Consider the following 19,020-nt stretch of genomic DNA (forward strand, 5'->3'; position numbering starts at 1 on the left):
CCATGACACCCCTCGACCGCATCGCGGCTGCGTTCCGCCGGCCGCTACGCATCCGACTCACCGCGCCACCCGACAAGGCGGCGGCTGCCCTGCGCGGCCTGGCTGCCTTCATCCACCACCGCACCGAACTGCGGTACCGGCGCATCCGCATCGACCTGACCATCCGGCCCGACGAGGAGGGCAACCGATGAACTCGTGCACCCTCCACCCCGGCGAGCCGGCCTGTGACCGGCTGGGCCTGATCGAGATCGAGCACGGGACCAGCGCCCGTGCCTGGACCTGCGAGAACCATGCCATCCGCGCCATCTGGACCATCGACGGTGCCCACGTCGTCCGGGATCTGCGCACCGAGCGGACGGGGGCGGGCCGATGATGCGGGTACGCCTCGAAGCCGCTGCCCGGCTGCTGATCCTGCTCGCCATCGGCGGGATGGCCGGCGCTGCCGCGTTCACTCATGTGCATGACCTGACCGTCGCGCACGGTCAACCCGACTGGATCGGCTGGGCCAACGCGGTTGCCGTCGAGCTGATGGCCATCTACCTCGGCCTGGAGATCCGCGCCCGGCGTCGCGCTGGTCGTCCGGTCGGGTTCGTCGCCGTGCTCCTGGTCGGCTTCGCCATCCTCTCCCTCGCCGCCCAGGTCGCCGAAGCCGAACCGTCGGTCTGGGGCTGGATCGTGGCCGCCGTTCCCTCCCTCGCCTTCCTCGCCCTGGTCAAAGTCGTCCTGTCCAGCGCACCCGCCACCATCGCGGCCACCGACGACCAAGCGCCGGCCGCCGTCGACGATTCCGACCCGGAACCCGTCGCCGTCGACCTCGAACCGGTCCAGGACCGCACGCCGATCGTTTACGCCCCGGTACCGGCATCGCGGCCGGGATCGTCGACGGTGCTGCCTCCGCTCGGCGTCGTCCACCCCACCCGTTCCGCCGGGGTCGCCCGATGACGGCACCGACCCTTCCCGGCCTCGACCCGTCCGCCCCGACTCCGGAGCAACCTCGGCCGGGGTCGCGGGCGGCACGGATGGGCCTACCCCGCGCCGTCGACGTCCTCAAAGACGTCGCCACCGAATTCGGCGTCTGCATCCGCCCCCTCGCCATGCGCCGCACCGACCTGAACACCGGGCAGACCGAGGTCATCGACCTGCCCTGCGGCGCGACCCGGGAGGACAAGTGCCCGGCCTGCGCGAAGAAGAACCGCCGACTACGCCAGGCGCAGATCCGGGAGGGCTGGCACCGCTCGGACGAACCCCTACCCGGCCCGGAACCCGCGACCGACGAGCAGAAGGCGCTGATCGTGCTGCGGGCGCACCTGGAGTACGGCCGCGACGAGGCGGCCCGCGCCTCCGAGTGGGAGCAGGTCGAAGACCTCGACGAGGCCATCCGCGAGGTGGAAGAGGCGATCACGGCCGAAGGGCTACGCGGCCGGGTCGGTCCGCCCCACCAGTCCGGCGACGACGGCCAGGGCGACGAGGACACCGGCCGGCGGCGCAAGCGATCGACCAAGCGGCGGCAGGACGCACCCGACCTACCCCGCCGCAAGGTCGAGCGCCGAACGGTCGGCAAGGTCTACACCGCCCCGGACGGCTCGACCTACCGGCCGTCGATGTGGCTGACCCTGACCCTCGACTCGTACGGGCCGGTGCTGTCCGACGGCACTCCGGTCAACCCCGACCGGTACGACTACCGCCGGGCAGCCTGGGATGCCGTTCACTTCCCCCGACTCCTCGACCGGTTCTGGCAGAACCTCCGGCGCTGCGAGGGCTGGAACGTCCAATACGCCGGCTGCGTCGAGCCGCAACGCCGACTCGCCCCACACGCGCACTTCGCCATCCGGGGCACCATCCCGCGTGACGTGCTGCGCACCGTGGCGGCGGCCACCTACCACCAGGTGTGGTGGCCGTCCGTCGACGTACAGCTCTACACCCGCGACCGTCCGCCGGTCTGGCACGAGCAGGCGGCGGCCTGGGTCGACCCCGACACCCGGCAACCGTTGACCACCTGGACGGAAGCGCTCGACGCCATCGACCAGGACCCCGACGCCGAACCCGTTCACGTCGTCCGCTTCGGCAAGCAGGTCGACGCACGCGGCGTCATGCCCGGCACCGACGATGCCGCCCGGACGATCCGATACATCACGAAGTACATCACCAAGGCCACCGGCGACTGCCACAAGATCGCCACCGAGCGGCAGCAACGCCACCTCGACCGGCTCTGGCAGCAACTCCAGATCACCCCGTGCACCGACCGTTGCGCCAACTGGCTGCTCTACGGCGTCCAGCCGAAGAAGGCGCACGCCAAGCTCAAGCCCGGCCGGTGCAAGGGCAAGGTGCATCAGCGGGAAACCCTCGGCATCGGCGGCCGGCGCATCCTCATCTCCCGTGACTGGTCCGGCAAGACCCTCGCCGATCACAAGCACAATGCCCACGCCTGGGTGAAAGCGCTCCTCGGCGTCACCACCGACCTTGCCGGCGTCGACGACGCCCAGGGCGCCACCACCAAACCGGTACGCCACGCGTGGGAACTGGCCCGGCCCGACGATCCGGACGTCGGCCCGATGGCACACCGACTCATGCGCGCCATCTCCGAACGCGCCCGATGGCGTACCGAACTCCTCGCCGCGAAGGACCGGGCGGCCCAGGGAACGGTGCCCGACCTTTCGGCAACCGCAGTAAGCACAACGGCAAACGGGGAGGCGTGAACACTGTGGACAACCTACTGACAGTCGACGAGGCGGCGGAGCGGCTGCGCACCTCGACGCGATTCGTCCGGCGGCTGATCGAGGAACGGCGGATCGCGTACGTCAAGCTCGGCGCTCACGTCCGGATCGAGCCTGACGCCCTGGACGCGTTCGTCGCCGCCGGCCGGGTCACCCCGGCTGCCCCGGCGGTCAGCATGCGGAGGGCCGCGTAATGCCGAAGCGGCGGCACTTCGGCCGGGTTCGCAAGCTCCCATCCGGGCGCTATCAGGTGCGGTACCCCGGGCCGGACGGCGTACTGCGGCCGGCGCCGGACACCTTCGACCGGAAGCGGGATGCTGATCTCTGGCTTTCGGCAAAGGAAGCGGAGATCGCCCGGGGCGACTGGTTGGACCCGGAAGCGGGCAAGGTTGCCCTGCTCCCGTACGGCGAGGCGTGGATTCGAGAGCGGCCGAAGCTGCGGCCAAAGACGGTCGTGCTCTACGAGGGGCTGCTACGCCTGCACATCGCTCCGGCTCTCGGCAAACTCACGCTGACCGAAATCACCACGCCTCGGCTCCGCAAGTGGCGTCGGGAGCTGCTGGATGCCGGCGTCGGTCCGGTCACGGTGGCGAAGGCGTACCGGCTGCTGCGGTCGATCCTGAACACGGCAGTGTCCGACCGGCTGATCACAAAGAACCCGTGCCAGATCCCCGGCGCCGGCCAGGAGAAGAGTCCTGAGCGGCCCACGGCGACCATCGAGCAGGTGTTCACCATCGCGGGCGCGGTGCCAGACCGGTACCGGCTCCTCGTCCTGCTGGCCTGCTTCAACTCCCTGCGCTGGGGCGAGCTGGCGGCGCTCGCCCGGAAGCACGTCGACACGGACAGCGGCACCGTGCTGGTTGAGCGGTCGGTCGTCGAGCTGCCGACGGCGGAACTCGTCTTCGGCCCGCCGAAGTCGGACGCGAGCGTCCGGGTCGTCACCATCCCGAGCATCTGCCTGCCCGACGTCGTACGGCACCTGAAGGACTTCACCGGGGAAGGTCCGGAAGCGTTGCTGTTCGTCGGGCCGAAGAACGGGCCGCTACGCCGGTCGAACTTCCAAGACCACTGGCGCAAGGCGACAGCGGAAGCGGGCATCCCGGATCTACACTTCCACGACCTCCGACACACCGGGAACACCTGGGCGGCGGAGACCGGCGCGACGCTGCGGGACCTTATGGACCGGATGGGCCACTCCACCACCCGAGCCGCGCTCATCTACCTACACAAGACCGCCGGGCGTGACCGGAAGATCGCCGACGCGCTGAGCAAGCTCGTCGAGGACGCGCGCAAGCCCACCGACCGCACCGGCGACGGGGACCAGGACCAGGCGCCCGCCGACCCGACCGGCGACACGACGGCGGGCACGGAAGGGCACGCGAAACCGGAGGGGCACGCAGAGGGCACGACGCCCGGATAGAGATCAGAAACGGCGAAGGCCCAGCGTCACGAAATGTCCTCTGACCTGGGCCTTCGTTGTTGGAGCGGGTGACGGGAATCGAACCCGCACTGTCAGCTTGGGAAGCTGATGTTCTGCCATTGAACTACACCCGCGAGCGGACCCCACTGTACCCGGTCGGGTCCGATCATGCACTCACCCTCCCCGGCCGTACGACCCCGAGCACCTTCCGTCGGCTCGGATCGGTCGTGAACCACGCCGTACTGCCTCGTTTGCAACTCGGGCCACGGCTAGTAACGTCCGCCGCACCTGCAACTATGTCTCTGCGTCATCGCAGGACGACTCTCTGAATGCAAAGGGTGTAGCAATGGCGTTTCGTGGGCTGCGGTGGTCGTCGCGTTCCGGCGTGACCGGCATGGCGAGCATGTTTCTCGTCTTGCTGCTCGTACCCGGTCCGGCGATGGCGGCACCTCCGGACTCGGCCCGGCGGTCGGACGAATCGGGCTGTGTCGCGCCGATTGGAGGCCACACCGTGGTCCGAGGCGCCAGGGCGAGGCCCGGTGCGCCGCACATCACCGAGCCGAACGAGCTGACCCCGGCCGAGGCCGCCGAACTGGAGCGTGCGGTCGACTCGGCGTACGCGCAACGGGTCGGGGTCGCGCCGCTCGGCGTACCGGGGAGGGGGTTCGGGATCACCGTCGACGTGGTGTTCCACGTGGTCAGCGAGAACCGGAGCAGGGCCGGCGGGAACATCCCGATGTCGATGATCCGCGCCCAGTTGAGGGTGCTCAACGACGCCTTCGGTGGGCGTACCGGTGGGGCCTGGACGCCGTTCCGCTTCAGGTTGAAGAAGGTGAACCGGGTGGTCAACCCGGCCTGGTATCCGATCGTGTCGGAGAGCCCGGCGGAGGCGCAGATGAAGCGTGGGCTGCGGGTCGGCGGCAAGCACACCCTGAACATCTACACCGGGTTGCTGGAGGACCAGCTACTCGGCTGGGCCACCTTCCCGAAGGGCGACCTCGACCCGTACGACGGGGTGGTGGTGCTCGCCGAGTCGCTGCCGGGCGGCACGGCGGCGCCGTACGACGCCGGTGACACGGCCATCCACGAGATCGGGCACTGGCTGAATCTCTACCACACCTTTCAGCAGGGCTGTGCGGGCCAGGGTGACCACGTCTTCGACACGCCCGCCGAGGCGGAACCGGCCTTCGGCTGCCCGGAGGGACGGGACTCCTGCCCGACGGGGCCGGGCCTCGACCCGGTCCACAATTTCATGGACTACTCCGTCGACGACTGCATGTACGAGTTCACGTACGGCCAGGTGTTCCGAATGCTGAAGGCGTGGAAGGCGTTCCGGGAGCCGTAGGTCAGGACGCCGGGACCGGCTGCTCTTCGACGGCCCGGCGCCGGCCGCGTCGCCTTGGGCCGGCGACGCTGCCCTCGGGTGCGGTGACGGCACCGGCCGGGTCGAGCCAGACCTGCACGGCGGGTCGCTCGGACCGCTCTCCGCCGGCGAGCGGGGTGGCGCCGTTGCTGCCGTGCCGGGCCACCATCGCCACGTCGACGGTGAACTCGAAGAGCCGCCAGTCGACCTGCGGCGCGGCCCGCAGGTTGCCGGCGAGCCGGTCCACCCGGGCCTGGTCGGTCACCGGCCGGGCCCGGCCGGCGACGTACGCCTCGTCGTCGCTCTCCTCGGGCGGAAACGAGTGCAGCGCGTAGCGCCCGTCCCGTTCGAGGTCGCGCCGCTTCGGGGAGTCGACGACGAAACAGAAGAGTCCCTCGTCGGTGATGACCGGGGACACCGGGTGCACCCGCGGCCCACCGTCGGCGCGCACGGTCGCCAGGTAGCCGAGACCCGGGCCGTACTGCTGGATGAGGACGCGGATCGCGTCGGCGAGTCGGGGCTCGTCAGAGGCGAATTCGGACCAGGATGCCATGCGTACATTCTATCGAACACATGTTCGATCACCTACCCCGATCCCACCCGCGTCCCACCCATCGGCGAGGTCGCGGCCGATCGCCGCCCTCGACTCGCTAAGGTGATCCGGTGCTGCTCTCCGACCACGACCTAGTGATCGAGATGAAGTCGGGCACGCTCGCGCTGGAGCCGTTCGATCCCGCGCTGGTGCAGCCGTCGAGCATCGACGTACGCCTGGACCGGCTCTTCCGGGTCTTCAACAACCACCTCTACACGCACATCGACCCGGCCGTGCAGCAGGACGACCTGACCTCGCTGGTCGACGTGCCGGACGGCGAGCCGTTCGTGCTGCACCCAGGCGAGTTCGTGCTCGCCTCGACGCTGGAGGTGATCTCCCTCGGCGATCAGCTCGCGGGCCGGTTGGAGGGCAAGTCGAGTCTGGGCCGGCTCGGCCTGCTCACCCACTCGACCGCGGGCTTCATCGATCCCGGATTCTCCGGACACGTCACGCTGGAGCTGTCGAACGTGGCCAACCTGCCGATCCGGCTCTGGCCGGGGATGAAGATCGGCCAGCTCTGCATCTTCCGGCTCTCGTCGCCGTCCGCGCACCCGTACGGATCGGCCGTCTACGGCTCGCGCTACCAGGGACAGCGCGGCCCCACCCCGAGCCGCTCCTGGCAGAACTGGCGCACCTGGCCCACCCACTGACGCCACGCCCGCGCCGGCCAACCCCGGATCGAACGGCAGAACCCCCGCCGCAGTCGCGCGACGGGGGTTCTGCCGTTGGCCTGGTCCGGGAGGCGTCAGCCCGGTCGACCGAAGCTGTGGATGTCGGTGCCCAGCCGCTTCATCTTGATCGGTTCGCCGGCCCGGGAGGCGTGCACGATCCAGCCGTCACCGACGTACATGCCGACGTGGCTCAGGTTGGCGTAGTAGAAGACGAGGTCACCGGGGCGTAGCGCGGAACGGCTGACCGACTTCACCGCGCCGCGCTGGGCGCGGGCGTTGTGCGGCAGCGAGACGCCGCCCTTGGCCCACGCGGCCAGGGTCAGGCCGGAGCAGTCGTACGAGCCGGGGCCGTCGGCACCCCACTTGTAGGGCTTGCCGATCTGGGCGCAGGCGAACTTGACCGCCTTGCCGGCCGCGCCTCCGGGGTAGGTGGCCGGGCAGGGCGCGGGCCGCAGCGGGCCGGCCGAGCCGTTCCCGTACGCCTGGATCCGCAGCTTCTGAAGCCGGTCGACCTCGGCGTCGATCTCCTTCTTCTTCGCCGCCAGTTCCGCCTCGGTCTTGGTCAGCTGGCTGACCAGCCGGTCCAGCGGGGCCTTCTGGGCGGCGTACTTCTCCTTGAGTGCGACGACCGCCTGCACCTCGCGCTGCTGCTGCCGCGCGAACTGGTCGAGCACCGAGAGCTGGCCGACCAGCGCGGTCGGCGACTTCGAGGTGAGCAGGGCGTTGACCGCCGAGGCCTTGTCACCCTTGTACGCCTGCACGGCGAAGTCGCTCACCCGGTTCATCGCGGCGTCGATCTGCGACTGGAGCGGGGCGATCTTCTTCTGCAGGGCGGCGGCCTGCTTCTTCTTCGCCGCCAGGTCCTGCCGGGTGGCGTTGTGCTTCTCGACGACCGGTTCCAGCTTGCGCCAGGCGGTGTCGATCTGCTGCTCGATCTCGGCCACCGTCGGCTCGGCGAGCGCCGGCGTCGTGCCGGTGAAGAGCACGGCGGCGCTGGCGAGTGCGGTGATCGCGATGGCGAGAATGGACCTTCGAGAGCGCGGTTTCGTGTCCCCGGAGTCGGTGGATGCCGACCGGAGGGATGACGACCGCAGCGGGGCAGGGGGAGCCACCGGGGTCCGTACTCCTTCTTCCGTAGCCCGCCTACCGGGTTAGCTGACGGGTTCGGGCGGGAAGATTGTCGCCCTACCGCGTTCGACGCGGATTCACCCCATGAAGCTCGGGTCCCCGGTTCGCTGAGTGTGACGATTCGGCGGTGTCGAGACGTCGCCGCCCGGCTAGGCGGCCTGCCGTCGGCTCGACGGTCCCCAACACTAGAGAAGGGTGTTATCCAAACGCAACCCCGTGATTGGAGTCGATTCGTTAGGTATTGGGGCCGTCGCTGACGGTGGGAAAGCCGTTCGGACCCCGCCGGGTCCGCCGGACACGCTCGGTATCCGTGGTGGAGTGGGTGAAAGATTTCTACATGGTGAGCAGCATGCTCGGCAGGTATTGACCGACAACGGTCCCGGGTGGAGGGTGATCATCAAGGCCACTCCCGGCTCATGGAGGTTCGATGCTTCCCACGACACACCCGCTGAGCAGGAAATTCGCGATCGGGGTCGCGATCGCCGGCGCCGCCGCGCTGCTGCCGGCCAGCCCCGCGCCAGCCGCCGTCGCGGCCCCCGACACCCGGCAACAGGAGTACGCCGCGGCGGCGGCCGAGTTCGGCGTACCCGAGAGCGTGCTGCTCGGCGTCTCCTATCTGGAATCCCGCTGGGACACCAACGCCGGCACGCCGAGCACCAGCGGCGGGTACGGCCCGATGCACCTCACCGACGTCGCCGGACTCGCCGCCGAGCCGGGGCATCCCGAACACGGCGAGGACCGGCGCGGCGACCCGGCCCGACCCGCCCGCCCCGCGACCGGACCCGCCGGCCCGCACGCCGACCGGACCGGCGCCCCACCCCCCGGCGGGCAGACCCTGGACGCCGCCGCCGCACTGACCGGAGCCGACGAGCACCTGCTCCGCGCCGAACCGGCGGCGAACATCCGGGGCGGGGCGGCGCTGCTGGCGTCGTACCAGCGGGCGCTGGCCGCACCGACGGGCCCGGCCAGCGACCCGGCGGCCTGGTACGGCGCGGTGGCCCGGTACGCCGGCAGCGACCGCGCGGACGCCGCCGCGGCCTTCGCCGACGAGGTGTACCGGACCATCGCCGAGGGCGCCAGCCGGACCACCGACGACGGCCACCGGATCACCCTGCCCGGCCGACCCGGGATCGTCCCGCAGCGCTCCTGGCTGGACCGGCTCGGCCTGCCCGGCCGGCCCCGCCCGGACGGGCTGGAGTGCCCCCGCGACATCTCCTGCGAGTGGATCCCCGCGCCCTACCAGGCGTTCGGGGACGGCGACTACGGCAACCACGACCTCTCCGACCGGCCCGGCCGGCAGAAGATCGAGTACATCGTCATCCACGACACCGAGGGCAGCTACGACACCACGCTGCGGCTGGTGCAGGATCCCACCTACGTGAGCTGGCAGTACACGCTCCGCTCGGCGGACGGGCACATCGCGCAGCATGTCAAGGGCAAGGACGTGGCCTGGCACGCCGGCAACTGGTACGTCAACGCCAAGGCGATCGGCCTCGAACACGAGGGCTTCGCCGCCCAGGGCACCTGGTACACCGAGGCGATGTACCGGACCTCGGCCAAGCTGGTCCGCTACCTCGCCGACCGGTACGACATCCCGCTGGACCGCCACCACATCATCGGGCACGACAACGTCCCCGGCATCCTGCCGGCGAACGTGCGCGGCATGCACTGGGACCCGGGCCCGTACTGGGACTGGTCGCACTACTTCGACCTGCTGAGGGCACCGCTGCGGGGCATCGGCATCCCGGCCGCCGGCCTGGTCACCATCGCCCCGGACTTCGCCACCAACCGGCCGGCCTTCACCGGCTGCGAGACCGCCGGGGTGCCCTGCCCGGCCCGGGGATCGTCGGCGGTGATCCTGCGTACCGCGCCGGCCGCCGACGCGCCGCTGGTCAACGACATCGCGCTGCGTCCGGACGGCACCCCGAACACGATGCACATCTCCGACCACGGCGCCCGGGCGTCGGCCGGGCAGACGTACGCGCTCGCCGGCCGGCAGGGCGACTGGACCGCGATCTGGTACCTCGGGCAGAAGGCGTGGTTCCACAACCCGAGGTCGAACCCGACCGCGAAGTGGACGCTCGGGCTGGTCGCGACCCCGAAGCCGGGCCGGGCGACGATTCCGGTGTACGGCAGGGCGTACCCGGAGGCGGACGCCTACCCGGCCGGCGTGCCGGTGCAGGCGGTCACGCCGTTGCAGTACACCCTCGCCGCCGGGCAGCGGTACGCCGTCGGCAACGTACTGCCCAGCGAGTACTACCGGGCCAGCACCTTCGACGGCTCGTCACCGGGTGACTGGACGGTGATCCGGGGCGACCTGCGGTACGTGCAGATCCAGTTCGGTCACCGGATCATGTTCGTGAACGCGGACGACGTACGCCTGCTGCCGTCGCCGGTCGGCGCACCGCGACAGGGCTAACCGGCAGCACACCGCGACAGGGCTGACCGGCAGCGCGCCGCGACGGGGCTAACCGGCCGTCGGTGCGGGTTGTTGCGCGGTGCCGGTGGGGTCCGTGGCCGTCCCGACGACGGCGGTGAGCACGTCGTCCAGCGTGACCACACCCATCGGCACCCGCCCGTCGCCGACCAGCACCATGTGCCGGCGCTCCCGGCGCATCGCCAGCAGCAGGTCGGCGAGGCTCCGGTCCGGCGGCACCACGGCCAGCGGCCGGAGCAGCGCCGCCGGCACCGGCGCCCGGCGGGCGGCACCGGAGTACCCGATGATGTCCTTGACGTGCACGAAGCCCAGCACCCGGCGGGTGGAGCGCTGCACCACCGGAAACCGGGACCGGCCGGTGCGGGTCGCCAACACCTCCAGGGAGGCCGCGGAGACCTCCTCGGCCACGGTGGTGACGGTCGCCCAGGGCCGCATCGCGTCCGCGGCGGTACGTCGGTTCAGGGCCAGCGCGCCGGTGATCCGGGCATGCTCCTCGGAGCCGAGCAACCCCTCGGTACGCGCCTGCGAGACCAGCCCGGCGAACTCCTCGGCGGTGAAGACCGTCTTCACCGCGTCGGTGGCCTCGATCCGCCACAGACTCAGGATCCGCGCCGACGCCCACTTCATCGCCAGCAGCAGCGGCTTGGTCGCCACGCAGAACGCCAGCATCGCCGGCCCGAGCCAGAGCGCGGACAGCTCCGGCCCGGCCAGGGTGATGTTCTTCGGCACCATCTCGCCGATCACGGTGTGTAGGAAGACCACCACGCCGAGCGCGCACACGAAGGCGACCGGGTGCACGGCACGGTCCGGCAACCCGGCGGCGTGGAACGGCCCCTCCAGCAGGTGCGCCAGCGCCGGCTCGGCGATGGCGCCGAGGCCGAGCGAGCAGATCGTGATGCCGAGCTGGGCACCGGCGATCATCAGCGGGATCTGGTTCATCGCCGAGAGCGCCCACCGGGCGCGCTGCGAACCGGCCGCCAGCGGCTCGATCACGGTACGCCGGGACGCGATCAGCGCGAACTCGCTGCCTACGAAGAAGGCGTTGCCGAGCAGCAGGCCCAGGGTGATCAGCAGATTCACCCCGCGACCTCCTCCGGCCGGACCACCCGGACCCGCTCGATCCGATGCCGGACCACCTCGACCACGGTGAACTCGAAGCCCTGCTCCTCGACGGTCTCGCCGGCCACCGGGATGTGGCCCAGCCGGGCCAGCAGAAATCCGGCGAGTGTCTCGTACGGGCCCTCGGGCAGCCGGAAGCCGACCTGTTCGATCACCTCGTCCCCGCGCAGCATCCCGTCGACCAGCACCGTGCGTTCCCCGCCCGGCACCCTCGACGCGACCGGGCCCTCCTCGGCGGCGGCCGCGCCGGACCGGGCCGCCCGCGGGTCGCGCCCGGCCCGCTGCGGGTCGAACCCGGCCGCCCGTGGGTTGAACCCGGCCACCTGCCGGCCGAGCCCCTCGGCGACCGGGTCGAACTCGTCCGCGATCTCCCCGACCAGCTCCTCGACCAGGTCCTCGACGGTCACCACGCCGTCGGTGCCGCCGTACTCGTCGACCACGATCGCCAGGTCCGCGCCGGCCGAGCGGAGCGCCGCGAGTACGCCGTCCAGGTCCAGGCTCTCCGGCACGTACACCGGCTCCCGGGCCACCGTGGCCACCGTGGTGACGGCCCGGCGGTTCGGTGGTACGCCCAGCGCGTCGACCACCCCGGCCACCCCGGTCACCAGGTCCACGGTCTCCTCGTAGACGGGGAACCGGGTCCGGCCGGTCTGCTGGGCCAGCGCCAGCAGCTCGGCGACGGAGGCGGTGGCCCGCAGCGCGACCACGTCGACCCGGGGTGTCATCGCCTCGGCGGCCCGCTTGTCGCCGAACCGGATCGTCCGTTGCAGTAGCATCGCGGTCTCCCGGGGCAGGGCCCCGGCCCGGGCCGAGATCGCCGCCAGCAGGCCGAGTTCCTCGGCGGAGCGGGCGCTGGCCAGCTCCTCCTGCGGTTCGACGCCGAGGCGACGGACCAGCCAGTTCGCCGAGTTGTTCAGGGCCCGGATCAACCAGCCGAAGATCCGGGAGAAGGCCCGCATCGGCCCCGCGGTGGCCAGCGCGGCCCGCATCGGCCGGGCCAGCGCGGCGTTCTTCGGCACCAGCTCGCCGAAGAGCATCGACAGGAGCGTCGCCAGGGCCAGCGCCAGCAGCGGGGTGGCCCGCCCGGTGGCGTCCCCGGCGACCGGCCGGAGCAGCGGGGCGAAGAGCTTGGCCAGCGCCGGCTCGGCGAGATAGCCGGTGAGCAGGGCGGTGATGGTGATCCCGAGCTGCGCGCCGGAGAGTTGGAAGGAGAGTTCACGCAGCGCCTTGCGGACCGTACCGGCCCGCCGGTCGCCGCCGGCCACCCGCCGGTCGAGTTCCGCCCGGTCCACGGTGACCAGTGCGAACTCGGCCGCGACGAAGAGCGCGTTCCCGCCGGTCAACAGGACGAAGCCGAGCAGCGGCAACAGGGTGCTGAGGAGTAGGGCGTCGATGATGCGTTCACCTCGACCGTGGTTGCGTCCCGCCCGCGATAATCGAGCACAGTACCGCCCCGACCAGGCGTCGGCTGCCCGGTGCGCGCGGCGGCGTCGTGCCGGCCGAGCAGCAGGGAACCGGCCACCGGGCCGGACGGCGTACCCCGGTGGCTCAGTGCCGGAAGCAGCGCCAGCCGAACGGGTCGCGGCCCGCTCGGTTCTCCGCGAACGCCGCATCGCCGTAGCTGTCCCGGCAGGCCCGGTCGATGTCGACGGTCCGGGCCGGCAACAGCAGCCGACCGCACTCCCAACCGCCGTCGTCACGGGTGTCCGCCCAGCTCAGCCCGCCGACGTGCGCGTCGCAGTAGCGGTCCATCATCCTGGCCAGCTCGTCCCGGCCGTTCGGGCCGAGCAGCACGGGCTGCGGCGGCGGGGGGCTTGTGGTCGCGGGAGGCTGCGGACCGGTGGTCGCGGGTGGCGTCGGCGCCGCCGCATCCGCCAGCGGTGGCCTCGACGGTACCGGCGGGGTCGGTGCCGGAGCACCGGTCGCCCGGGGTGTCGAGGTCGGGTTCGCCGTCGAGGTCGCGGTCGGGGTCGGGGCGGCCGGACCGGTCGGCGGGGCGTCCGCCGGGGTCGGCCCGGCAGCCGGGGTCGACTCCGGTGCCGGCGGGCTGGCCACCGCTGCCGGTATCCCGCCCCGCGGCTCGGTTCCGCCACCCCAGACCGTCGTCCGGAGCGTCTCCGCCCCGAACGGGATCGCAAGAAGCAGCAACCCTGCTCCAAGCCCCACCGTGGAGATCAGCCGGAGCCGGCGTCCGGCCCGGTCGGGCCGGACGACCGGCCCGACCCTCCGGTGTCGCCCGCTGGACTCCGCCACCATCCGGTGTGGTGCGCTTTCCGCCACGCGGCGCCCGCCTCCTCACGGTCGAAGGGGGCCGCCGTCGGCCCACCGTCGTCTGGGCCGTCGGCCCACCAATCGCCTGGGCCGTCGGCCCACCGTCGTCTGGTCGGGGCCGCCGACGGCGGTCCGACATCGACAGGTACGAACGAGCGCCGTGTGTGGTTCACCGCAGTCCGTGACTGTGGCGCCCGGCAGTGGACCGGGTGCCGATCCACAGTGTACGGACGGGCCACGCATACTAGCGTCGGATTCATGATCGATAATACGGCCCCGGTGGCCGCCGAACCCACCCCGCTGAGCGGGATCGCCGAGTGGGCGACCGACCTGATGGACAGGCTCGGTGCCCCCGGAGCGGGCCTGGCGGTGGCGCTGGAGAATCTCTTCCCGCCGCTGCCCAGCGAGATCATCCTGCCGCTCGCCGGTTTCGCCGCCAGCCGGGGCGAGATGAGTCTCTGGTCGGCGATCTTCTGGACCACCCTCGGGTCGGTGCTCGGCGCGCTGGCGCTCTACTACCTGGGCGCGTTGCTCGGCCGGGACCGTACCCGGGCGATCGCCGCCCGGCTGCCGCTGGTCAGGCTCGCCGACGTGGACCGTACCGAGGCGTGGTTCGTGCGGCACGGGGTCAAGACGGTCCTCCTCGGCCGGATGATCCCGATCTTCCGCAGCCTGATCTCGATCCCGGCCGGCATCGAAAGGATGCGGCTCGACGCCTTCCTGCTCTGCACCGCCCTCGGCAGCCTGATCTGGAACACCGTCTTCGTGCTGGCCGGCTACCTGCTCGGCGAGAACTGGCACCTGGTCGAGGAGTACGCCAGCCTGTTCCAGAAGCTGGTGATCGTGACGGTGGCGCTCGCCGTCGGCTGGTTCGTGCTCGCCCGGCTGGCCCGGCGCGACCGCCCACGCAGCCGCCACCGAGCATGACGAGTTGTACGGAAAGGGCCCCTTCTACACCAGAAAACGATAAGAAGGGGCCCTTCCTTACGTCAGCCCCCGAGGTAGCGGAGTACGGCGAGCACCCGCCGGCTGTACCCGGTGACGTGTGCCAGGTCCAGCTTGTCGAAGATGGCGTTCACGTGCTTCTCGACCGCGCTCTGCGAGACGTGCAGCTGCCCGGCGATGGCGGCGTTGGTGTGCCCCTGCGCCATCAGGTCGAGCACCGCCCGCTCCCGTACGGTCAACCGGCTCAGCGGGTCGGTGTGGCTGGTCCGGGCCAGCAGTTGGCGTACCACCTCCGGGTCGAAGGCGGCGCCGCCGTCGCCCACCCGGGCGAGCGCGTCGAGGAACTCCCCGACCTGGGCCACCCGGTCCTTGAGCAGGTACCCGACACCGCCACTCTGACTGGTCAGCAGCTCCACGGCGTACCGCTTCTCGACGTACTGGGAGAGCACCAGCACCCCGACGGCGGGCCAGCGGCGGCGGATCTCCAGCGCGGCGCGCAGCCCCTCGTCGGTGTGGGTCGGCGGCATCCGCACGTCGACCACCACCGCCTCCGGCGGATCTGCCGCGACGGCCGTGACCAGCGCGTTCGCGTCGCCGACGGCGGCGGTGACCCGATGTCCCTCCTCGGCCAGCAGCCGGACCAGCCCCTCCCGGAGCAGGATCGAGTCCTCGGCCAACATCACTCGCACGGCAGCTCCGCGACGACGGTGGTGGGGCCGCCGGCCGGGCTCGCCACCCGGAGGTGGCCGTCCAGCGCGGCGATCCGGCGGGCCAGTCCGGACAGGCCGACGCCGGTCGGGTCGGCACCGCCGACGCCGTCGTCGACGACCGTCACGACCAGCCGGCCGTCCCGGGCCGCGATCTCGACGTCGACCCGGCTGGCCCGGGCGTGCTTGGCGGCGTTGGTCACCGCCTCCGAGACCACGAAGTACGCGGCGGTCTCGACCGCCCGTCCCGGCCGGCCGGTCAGCCGGTGGTCGATCCGGACCGGCAGCCCGGCGTGTTCGGCGACCCGGGCCAGCGCGTCGGCCAGCCCCAGGTTGTCCAGCGCGGTCGGATAGACCCGCCAGGCCACCTCGCGGAGGTCGTCGAGGACCCGACCGGACTCCTCGTGCGCCTGGCGCAGCAGCTCCGCCGCCCTGATCGGGTCGGCGGTGCGGCGGGCCCGGCCGACCAGCATGCCGAGCGCGACCAGCCGCTGCTGTACGCCGTCGTGCAGGTCCCGCTCGATCCGCCGCCGCTCCGCGTCGACCGCCGCCACCACCCCGGCCCGGCTGGTGGCCAGCTCGGTGATCCGCCGTTCGAGCACCTCCCGGCCGCTCGGTCCGAGGAACCGCCGGGCCAGTCGGCGATCCAGTGCGACCACTCCGGTGCTGCCCTGCACCACCAGGAAGAGGCCGACCAGCCCGAGGACGAGCTGGGCCAGGAAGGTCAGCGGGCTGCTCTCGCCGCGTACCGCCTCCCAGATCCAGAGCCCGCCGGAGAGCACGCCCCAGCCGAAGAGCAGCAGTACGAAGCCGCCGAGCATGCCGACCGCCCAGCGCAGGGCGAGGTAGCGTACGGCCCGCCGGCCGGTGCAGTCGGCCGCGTTCTCGCTGCCCAGGAACGTCTCCAGCCGCCACCGTTCGACCTCGGCCAACTGCCGGGCACCGGTCTCGATCCGCTGGACGATCCGGTCCGCCGTCGCCCGGTCGGAGTCGGCGCGTACCCGGAGCACCAGCAGGATCGCGCCCAGCCCGAGCAGGTACGTCAGCTCCACCGTCGCGGTCACCGCGCCGATCAGGAGTCCGACGCCGAGCCGGAACGAGCGGCGGAGCAGACCCGGCAGCGTACGTCCGGCGTCCGGCCGGGGCGCCGGTTCGGCACCCCGGCTCGCGATCTCCGGCCCTGCTGACACCTCTGGAGGTTACCGGTGCGGTTTTCCGCAGGTAACGGGCTGGGGAGTCCCGCACCGCAGGGCCGGCCAGCCCGGGCTCAGCCGGCCCTCGGAGCCGGCCAGCCCATGCTCAGCCGGCGGTGTCGGCCGGTTCGGGGTCGCCGGGGGCGGCCGGCGTCACCGAGCGGAGCAGTACGGTGGCGACGTCGACCACCTCGACCTGCTCGCCGGCCTCCTTGCCGTTGACTCCGTCGTTGAGCATCGTGGAGCAGAACGGGCAGCCGACGGCGATCGTCTTCGCGCCGGTCGACATCGCCTCCTCGACCCGGTCGACGTTGATCCGCTTACCGATCCGCTCCTCCATCCACATCCGGGCACCACCGGCGCCGCAGCAGAAGGAGCGCTCCTGGTTACGCGGCATCTCGGTGATCCCGTCGGCCGCCGCCGCGCCGAGCACCTCGCGGGGCGGGGTGAAGACCCGGTTGTGCCGGCCCAGGTAGCACGGGTCGTGGTAGGTCAGGCCGCCGTCCACCGGCTGGACCGGGGTGAGCCGGCCCTCGGCGACCAGGTGGGCCAGCAACTGCGTGTGGTGCACGACCTCGAACTCGCCACCGAGTTCGCCGTACTCGTTGCCGAGGGTGTTGAAGCAGTGCGGGCAGGTGGCCACGATCTTGCGCTTCGCCGGCTCGCGGTCGCCGAACGCCTCGTTGAGGGTCTCGACGTTCTGCTGGGCGAGCATCTGGTAGACGAACTCGTTGCCGATCCGCCGGGCCGGGTCGCCGCTGCAGGTCTCGCCCTCGCCGAGGATGGCGAAGTCGACACCGGCGGAGTGCAGCAGGGTGGCCACCGCCCGGGTGGTCTTCTTGGCCCGGTCCTCGAACGCCCCGGCGCAGCCGACCCAGAAGAGGTACTCGAAGTCCTCGACCTCGCCGACCCGGGGCACCTCGAAGTCGAGCCCCTTGGTCCAGTCCTCCCGGGTGTTCGGCGGGGCACCCCACGGGTTGCCCTTGTTCTCCAGGTTGCGCAGCATCACGCCGGCCTCCGACGGGAAGCTCGACTCGATCAGCACCTGGTAGCGGCGCATGTCCACGATGTGGTCGACGTGCTCGATGTCGACCGGGCACTGCTCGACGCAGGCGCCGCAGGTGGTGCAGGACCAGAGCACGTCCGGGTCGATCACCCCGAGTTCCTCGGCGCCGCCGACCAGCGGCCGGCCCGCCTCGGCCAGCGCCAGCGCGTCCACCTGCGCCAGCTGGGCCTCGGTACCCTTCTCCTCGCCGGTCAGGTCCTTGCCACCACCGGCGAGCAGGTACGGCGCCTTGGCGTACGCGTGGTCGCGCAGCGACAGCACCAGCAGTTTCGGCGAGAGCGGCTTGCCGGTGTTCCAGGCCGGGCACTGCGACTGGCACCGCCCGCACTCGGTGCAGGTGGTGAAGTCCAGCAGCCCCTTCCAGGTGAACTGCTCGACCTGGGCCACCCCAAACTGATCGGACTCCGGGTCGGCCTCCTCGAAGTCGAGCGGCTTGCCGTTGCTGGTCATCGGGCGCAGCGCACCGAGACCGGAACCGGGCCGGCCGGGGTCGCGCTTGAAGAAGATGTTGGGGAAGGCGGCGAACCGGTGCCAGGCGACGCCCATGGTGACGTTCAGCGCGATGACGATGACCCAGGTCATGGAGATCGCGATCTTCACCAGGGCGGTGACGCTGGTGCCCGCCTCCCAGGCCGGCAGGAGCGCGCCGACGGCGTGGCTGACCGGGGTGGCCCAGGCCGGGAACTCGAAGTGGTCGGTGGCGACCTTGAAGCCCCGGATCAGGAACCCGCAGATCAGTACGGCCAGCACCACGGCCTCGACGAAGTAGCCCTGCCACATGGTCGAGCCGGTGAACCGGGACAGCCGGGCCGGGTTGCTCGGCCGGTTGGCCAGCCGGATGCCGATCAGGACGAGGATCCCGAGCAGCCCGAATACTCCGATCAGCTCGGTGACCAGCCCGTAGCCGACCCAGTGCCCGATCAGCGGCAGCCCACCGGTCGGGCTGACCACCTCGAAGTACGCCTCCAGCACCAGCAGCGAGAGGACGAGGAAGGCAACCATCACGAACCAGTGCGCGGCACCGACCACGCTCCAGCGGAGCATCCGGGTGTGGCCGAGCGTCTCGACCAGCATGGTGCGGGCCCGGGTGCCCCGGTCGGTGAAGCGTCCCGGGTCGGGCTGCCCGAGTCGGACCACCGCGGTCATCCGCAGCACCGCGCGTGTCGCCAGCCATACCGCGACCGCGGTGATGCCGGCCGCGAGGATCGTGGTGACGATCTGGACGCTGCCCATGCGTGTTGGCCTCCCCGTCCTGCTGCCTACCCCTCGTCAGCCGTCGGCCGACGGTCCGTCGACCGACGGCGACGACGATGTACGCAGCCTACGCGGCGAGGTTACTCATTGGTAACGTGACTATCGTCGCACCCGTGGTCACCACGCCGAAACAGGCGCTC

At 71.5% G+C, this 19,020-nt stretch carries 18 protein-coding genes, 1 tRNA gene and 1 riboswitch; of the genes, 10 read left to right on the top strand and 9 right to left on the bottom strand.

The features are described from left to right. Positions 1–2 precede the first annotated feature (2 nt). From ABNF97_RS03390 to ABNF97_RS03415, 6 genes are read left to right on the top strand one after another with little or no spacing between them, the layout of a single operon-like run. Positions 3–191 (top strand): hypothetical protein, encoded by a 189-nt coding sequence (locus ABNF97_RS03390; protein ID WP_349337614.1) that lies wholly within the window; start codon positions 3–5, stop codon positions 189–191. Next, positions 188–373: a hypothetical protein gene (locus ABNF97_RS03395; RefSeq protein ID WP_349337615.1), complete on the top strand. Its 186-nt coding sequence runs from the start codon at positions 188–190 to the stop codon at positions 371–373. The genes ABNF97_RS03390 and ABNF97_RS03395 overlap by 4 nt, the downstream gene beginning before the upstream one ends. Next, entirely contained in the window at positions 370–942 is a 573-nt protein-coding gene (locus ABNF97_RS03400; RefSeq protein ID WP_349337616.1) for a DUF2637 domain-containing protein, read from the top strand. The genes ABNF97_RS03395 and ABNF97_RS03400 overlap by 4 nt, the downstream gene beginning before the upstream one ends. Further along, a complete protein-coding gene (locus tag ABNF97_RS03405) occupies positions 939–2,696 on the top strand; it encodes a replication initiator (RefSeq protein WP_349337617.1) in 1,758 nt (585 codons plus the stop codon). The genes ABNF97_RS03400 and ABNF97_RS03405 overlap by 4 nt, the downstream gene beginning before the upstream one ends. 5 nt (positions 2,697–2,701) lie before the next feature. After that, positions 2,702–2,908 carry a helix-turn-helix domain-containing protein gene (locus ABNF97_RS03410; protein ID WP_349337618.1) on the top strand — a complete coding sequence of 69 codons (207 nt, stop codon included), beginning with the start codon at positions 2,702–2,704 and terminating at the stop codon, positions 2,906–2,908. Beyond that, a complete protein-coding gene (locus ABNF97_RS03415) occupies positions 2,908–4,134 on the top strand; it encodes a tyrosine-type recombinase/integrase (protein ID WP_349337619.1) in 1,227 nt (408 codons plus the stop codon). Before ABNF97_RS03410 ends, ABNF97_RS03415 begins: the two co-directional genes overlap by 1 nt. Before the next feature lie 60 nt (positions 4,135–4,194). Here ABNF97_RS03415 and ABNF97_RS03420 read toward each other — a convergent pair. Continuing rightward, positions 4,195–4,268: transfer RNA gene (locus tag ABNF97_RS03420), tRNA-Gly, on the bottom strand. A gap of 212 nt (positions 4,269–4,480) precedes the next feature. On the opposite strand from ABNF97_RS03420, the gene ABNF97_RS03425 reads away from it, so the two are divergent. Further along, complete coding sequence (locus ABNF97_RS03425; protein ID WP_130461168.1) at positions 4,481–5,479, top strand: zinc metalloprotease; 999 nt, start codon at positions 4,481–4,483, stop codon at positions 5,477–5,479. 1 nt (position 5,480) lies between these two features. Here ABNF97_RS03425 and ABNF97_RS03430 read toward each other — a convergent pair whose 3' ends face one another. Next, on the bottom strand, positions 5,481–6,050 hold the full coding sequence (locus tag ABNF97_RS03430) for a pyridoxamine 5'-phosphate oxidase family protein (RefSeq protein WP_130461169.1): 570 nt from the start codon (positions 6,048–6,050) through the stop codon (positions 5,481–5,483). A gap of 110 nt (positions 6,051–6,160) precedes the next feature. Here ABNF97_RS03430 and dcd point away from each other — a divergent pair, with 110 nt between their 5' ends. Further along, complete coding sequence (gene dcd / locus ABNF97_RS03435) at positions 6,161–6,739, top strand: dCTP deaminase (RefSeq protein WP_349337621.1); 579 nt, start codon at positions 6,161–6,163, stop codon at positions 6,737–6,739. A 95-nt stretch (positions 6,740–6,834) separates the two neighbouring features. Here the strand turns inward: dcd and ABNF97_RS03440 are convergent, their stop codons facing one another. Then, on the bottom strand, positions 6,835–7,872 hold the full coding sequence (locus ABNF97_RS03440) for an NlpC/P60 family protein (protein ID WP_130461171.1): 1,038 nt from the start codon (positions 7,870–7,872) through the stop codon (positions 6,835–6,837). 12 nt (positions 7,873–7,884) lie between these two features. Continuing rightward, a riboswitch (cyclic di-AMP (ydaO/yuaA leader) is annotated at positions 7,885–8,025 on the bottom strand. 290 nt (positions 8,026–8,315) lie between these two features. Here ABNF97_RS03440 and ABNF97_RS03445 point away from each other — a divergent pair. Further along, positions 8,316–10,307 carry an N-acetylmuramoyl-L-alanine amidase gene (locus tag ABNF97_RS03445; protein ID WP_349337622.1) on the top strand — a complete coding sequence of 664 codons (1,992 nt, stop codon included), beginning with the start codon at positions 8,316–8,318 and terminating at the stop codon, positions 10,305–10,307. 48 nt (positions 10,308–10,355) lie between these two features. Here the strand turns inward: ABNF97_RS03445 and ABNF97_RS03450 are convergent, their stop codons facing one another. From ABNF97_RS03450 to ABNF97_RS03460, 3 genes are all read right to left on the bottom strand, one after another. Continuing rightward, entirely contained in the window at positions 10,356–11,405 is a 1,050-nt protein-coding gene (locus ABNF97_RS03450; RefSeq protein ID WP_349337623.1) for a hemolysin family protein, read from the bottom strand. Further along, entirely contained in the window at positions 11,402–12,811 is a 1,410-nt protein-coding gene (locus ABNF97_RS03455; protein ID WP_349337624.1) for a hemolysin family protein, read from the bottom strand. Before ABNF97_RS03455 ends, ABNF97_RS03450 begins: the two co-directional genes overlap by 4 nt. Before the next feature lie 181 nt (positions 12,812–12,992). Beyond that, positions 12,993–13,724 (bottom strand): hypothetical protein, encoded by a 732-nt coding sequence (locus tag ABNF97_RS03460; RefSeq protein ID WP_349337625.1) that lies wholly within the window; start codon positions 13,722–13,724, stop codon positions 12,993–12,995. 249 nt (positions 13,725–13,973) lie between these two features. On the opposite strand from ABNF97_RS03460, the gene ABNF97_RS03465 reads away from it, so the two are divergent. Beyond that, positions 13,974–14,642: a DedA family protein gene (locus tag ABNF97_RS03465; RefSeq protein ID WP_130461175.1), complete on the top strand. Its 669-nt coding sequence runs from the start codon at positions 13,974–13,976 to the stop codon at positions 14,640–14,642. A gap of 62 nt (positions 14,643–14,704) precedes the next feature. Here ABNF97_RS03465 and ABNF97_RS03470 read toward each other — a convergent pair whose 3' ends face one another. The 3 genes from ABNF97_RS03470 to ABNF97_RS03480 form a co-directional block, all read right to left on the bottom strand. Further along, positions 14,705–15,349: a response regulator gene (locus ABNF97_RS03470; protein ID WP_130461176.1), complete on the bottom strand. Its 645-nt coding sequence runs from the start codon at positions 15,347–15,349 to the stop codon at positions 14,705–14,707. Then, positions 15,340–16,557, bottom strand: coding sequence for a sensor histidine kinase (locus ABNF97_RS03475; RefSeq protein WP_349337626.1), 1,218 nt, complete (start codon positions 16,555–16,557; stop codon positions 15,340–15,342). The genes ABNF97_RS03470 and ABNF97_RS03475 overlap by 10 nt, the downstream gene beginning before the upstream one ends. A 109-nt stretch (positions 16,558–16,666) precedes the next feature. Further along, positions 16,667–18,859: a heterodisulfide reductase-related iron-sulfur binding cluster gene (locus tag ABNF97_RS03480; protein ID WP_130461177.1), complete on the bottom strand. Its 2,193-nt coding sequence runs from the start codon at positions 18,857–18,859 to the stop codon at positions 16,667–16,669. Positions 18,860–19,020: the final 161 nt, after the last annotated feature.

The organism is Plantactinospora sp. B6F1, from assembly GCF_040120695.1.
Taxonomy (GTDB): domain Bacteria; phylum Actinomycetota; class Actinomycetes; order Mycobacteriales; family Micromonosporaceae; genus Plantactinospora.

Excerpts from the sequence above, each read along its gene's own strand:
- ABNF97_RS03480 (WP_130461177.1), bottom strand. The coding sequence starts at position 18,859 with ATGGGCAGCGTCCAGATCGTCACCACGATCCTCGCGGCCGGCATCACC.
- ABNF97_RS03425 (WP_130461168.1), top strand. The coding sequence starts at position 4,481 with ATGGCGTTTCGTGGGCTGCGGTGGTCGTCGCGTTCCGGCGTGACCGGC.
- ABNF97_RS03400 (WP_349337616.1), top strand. The coding sequence starts at position 370 with ATGATGCGGGTACGCCTCGAAGCCGCTGCCCGGCTGCTGATCCTGCTC.
- ABNF97_RS03430 (WP_130461169.1), bottom strand. The coding sequence starts at position 6,050 with ATGGCATCCTGGTCCGAATTCGCCTCTGACGAGCCCCGACTCGCCGAC.
- ABNF97_RS03415 (WP_349337619.1), top strand. The coding sequence starts at position 2,908 with ATGCCGAAGCGGCGGCACTTCGGCCGGGTTCGCAAGCTCCCATCCGGG.
- ABNF97_RS03465 (WP_130461175.1), top strand. The coding sequence starts at position 13,974 with ATGATCGATAATACGGCCCCGGTGGCCGCCGAACCCACCCCGCTGAGC.
- ABNF97_RS03395 (WP_349337615.1), top strand. The coding sequence starts at position 188 with ATGAACTCGTGCACCCTCCACCCCGGCGAGCCGGCCTGTGACCGGCTG.
- ABNF97_RS03445 (WP_349337622.1), top strand. The coding sequence starts at position 8,316 with ATGCTTCCCACGACACACCCGCTGAGCAGGAAATTCGCGATCGGGGTC.
- ABNF97_RS03390 (WP_349337614.1), top strand. The coding sequence starts at position 3 with ATGACACCCCTCGACCGCATCGCGGCTGCGTTCCGCCGGCCGCTACGC.
- ABNF97_RS03405 (WP_349337617.1), top strand. The coding sequence starts at position 939 with ATGACGGCACCGACCCTTCCCGGCCTCGACCCGTCCGCCCCGACTCCG.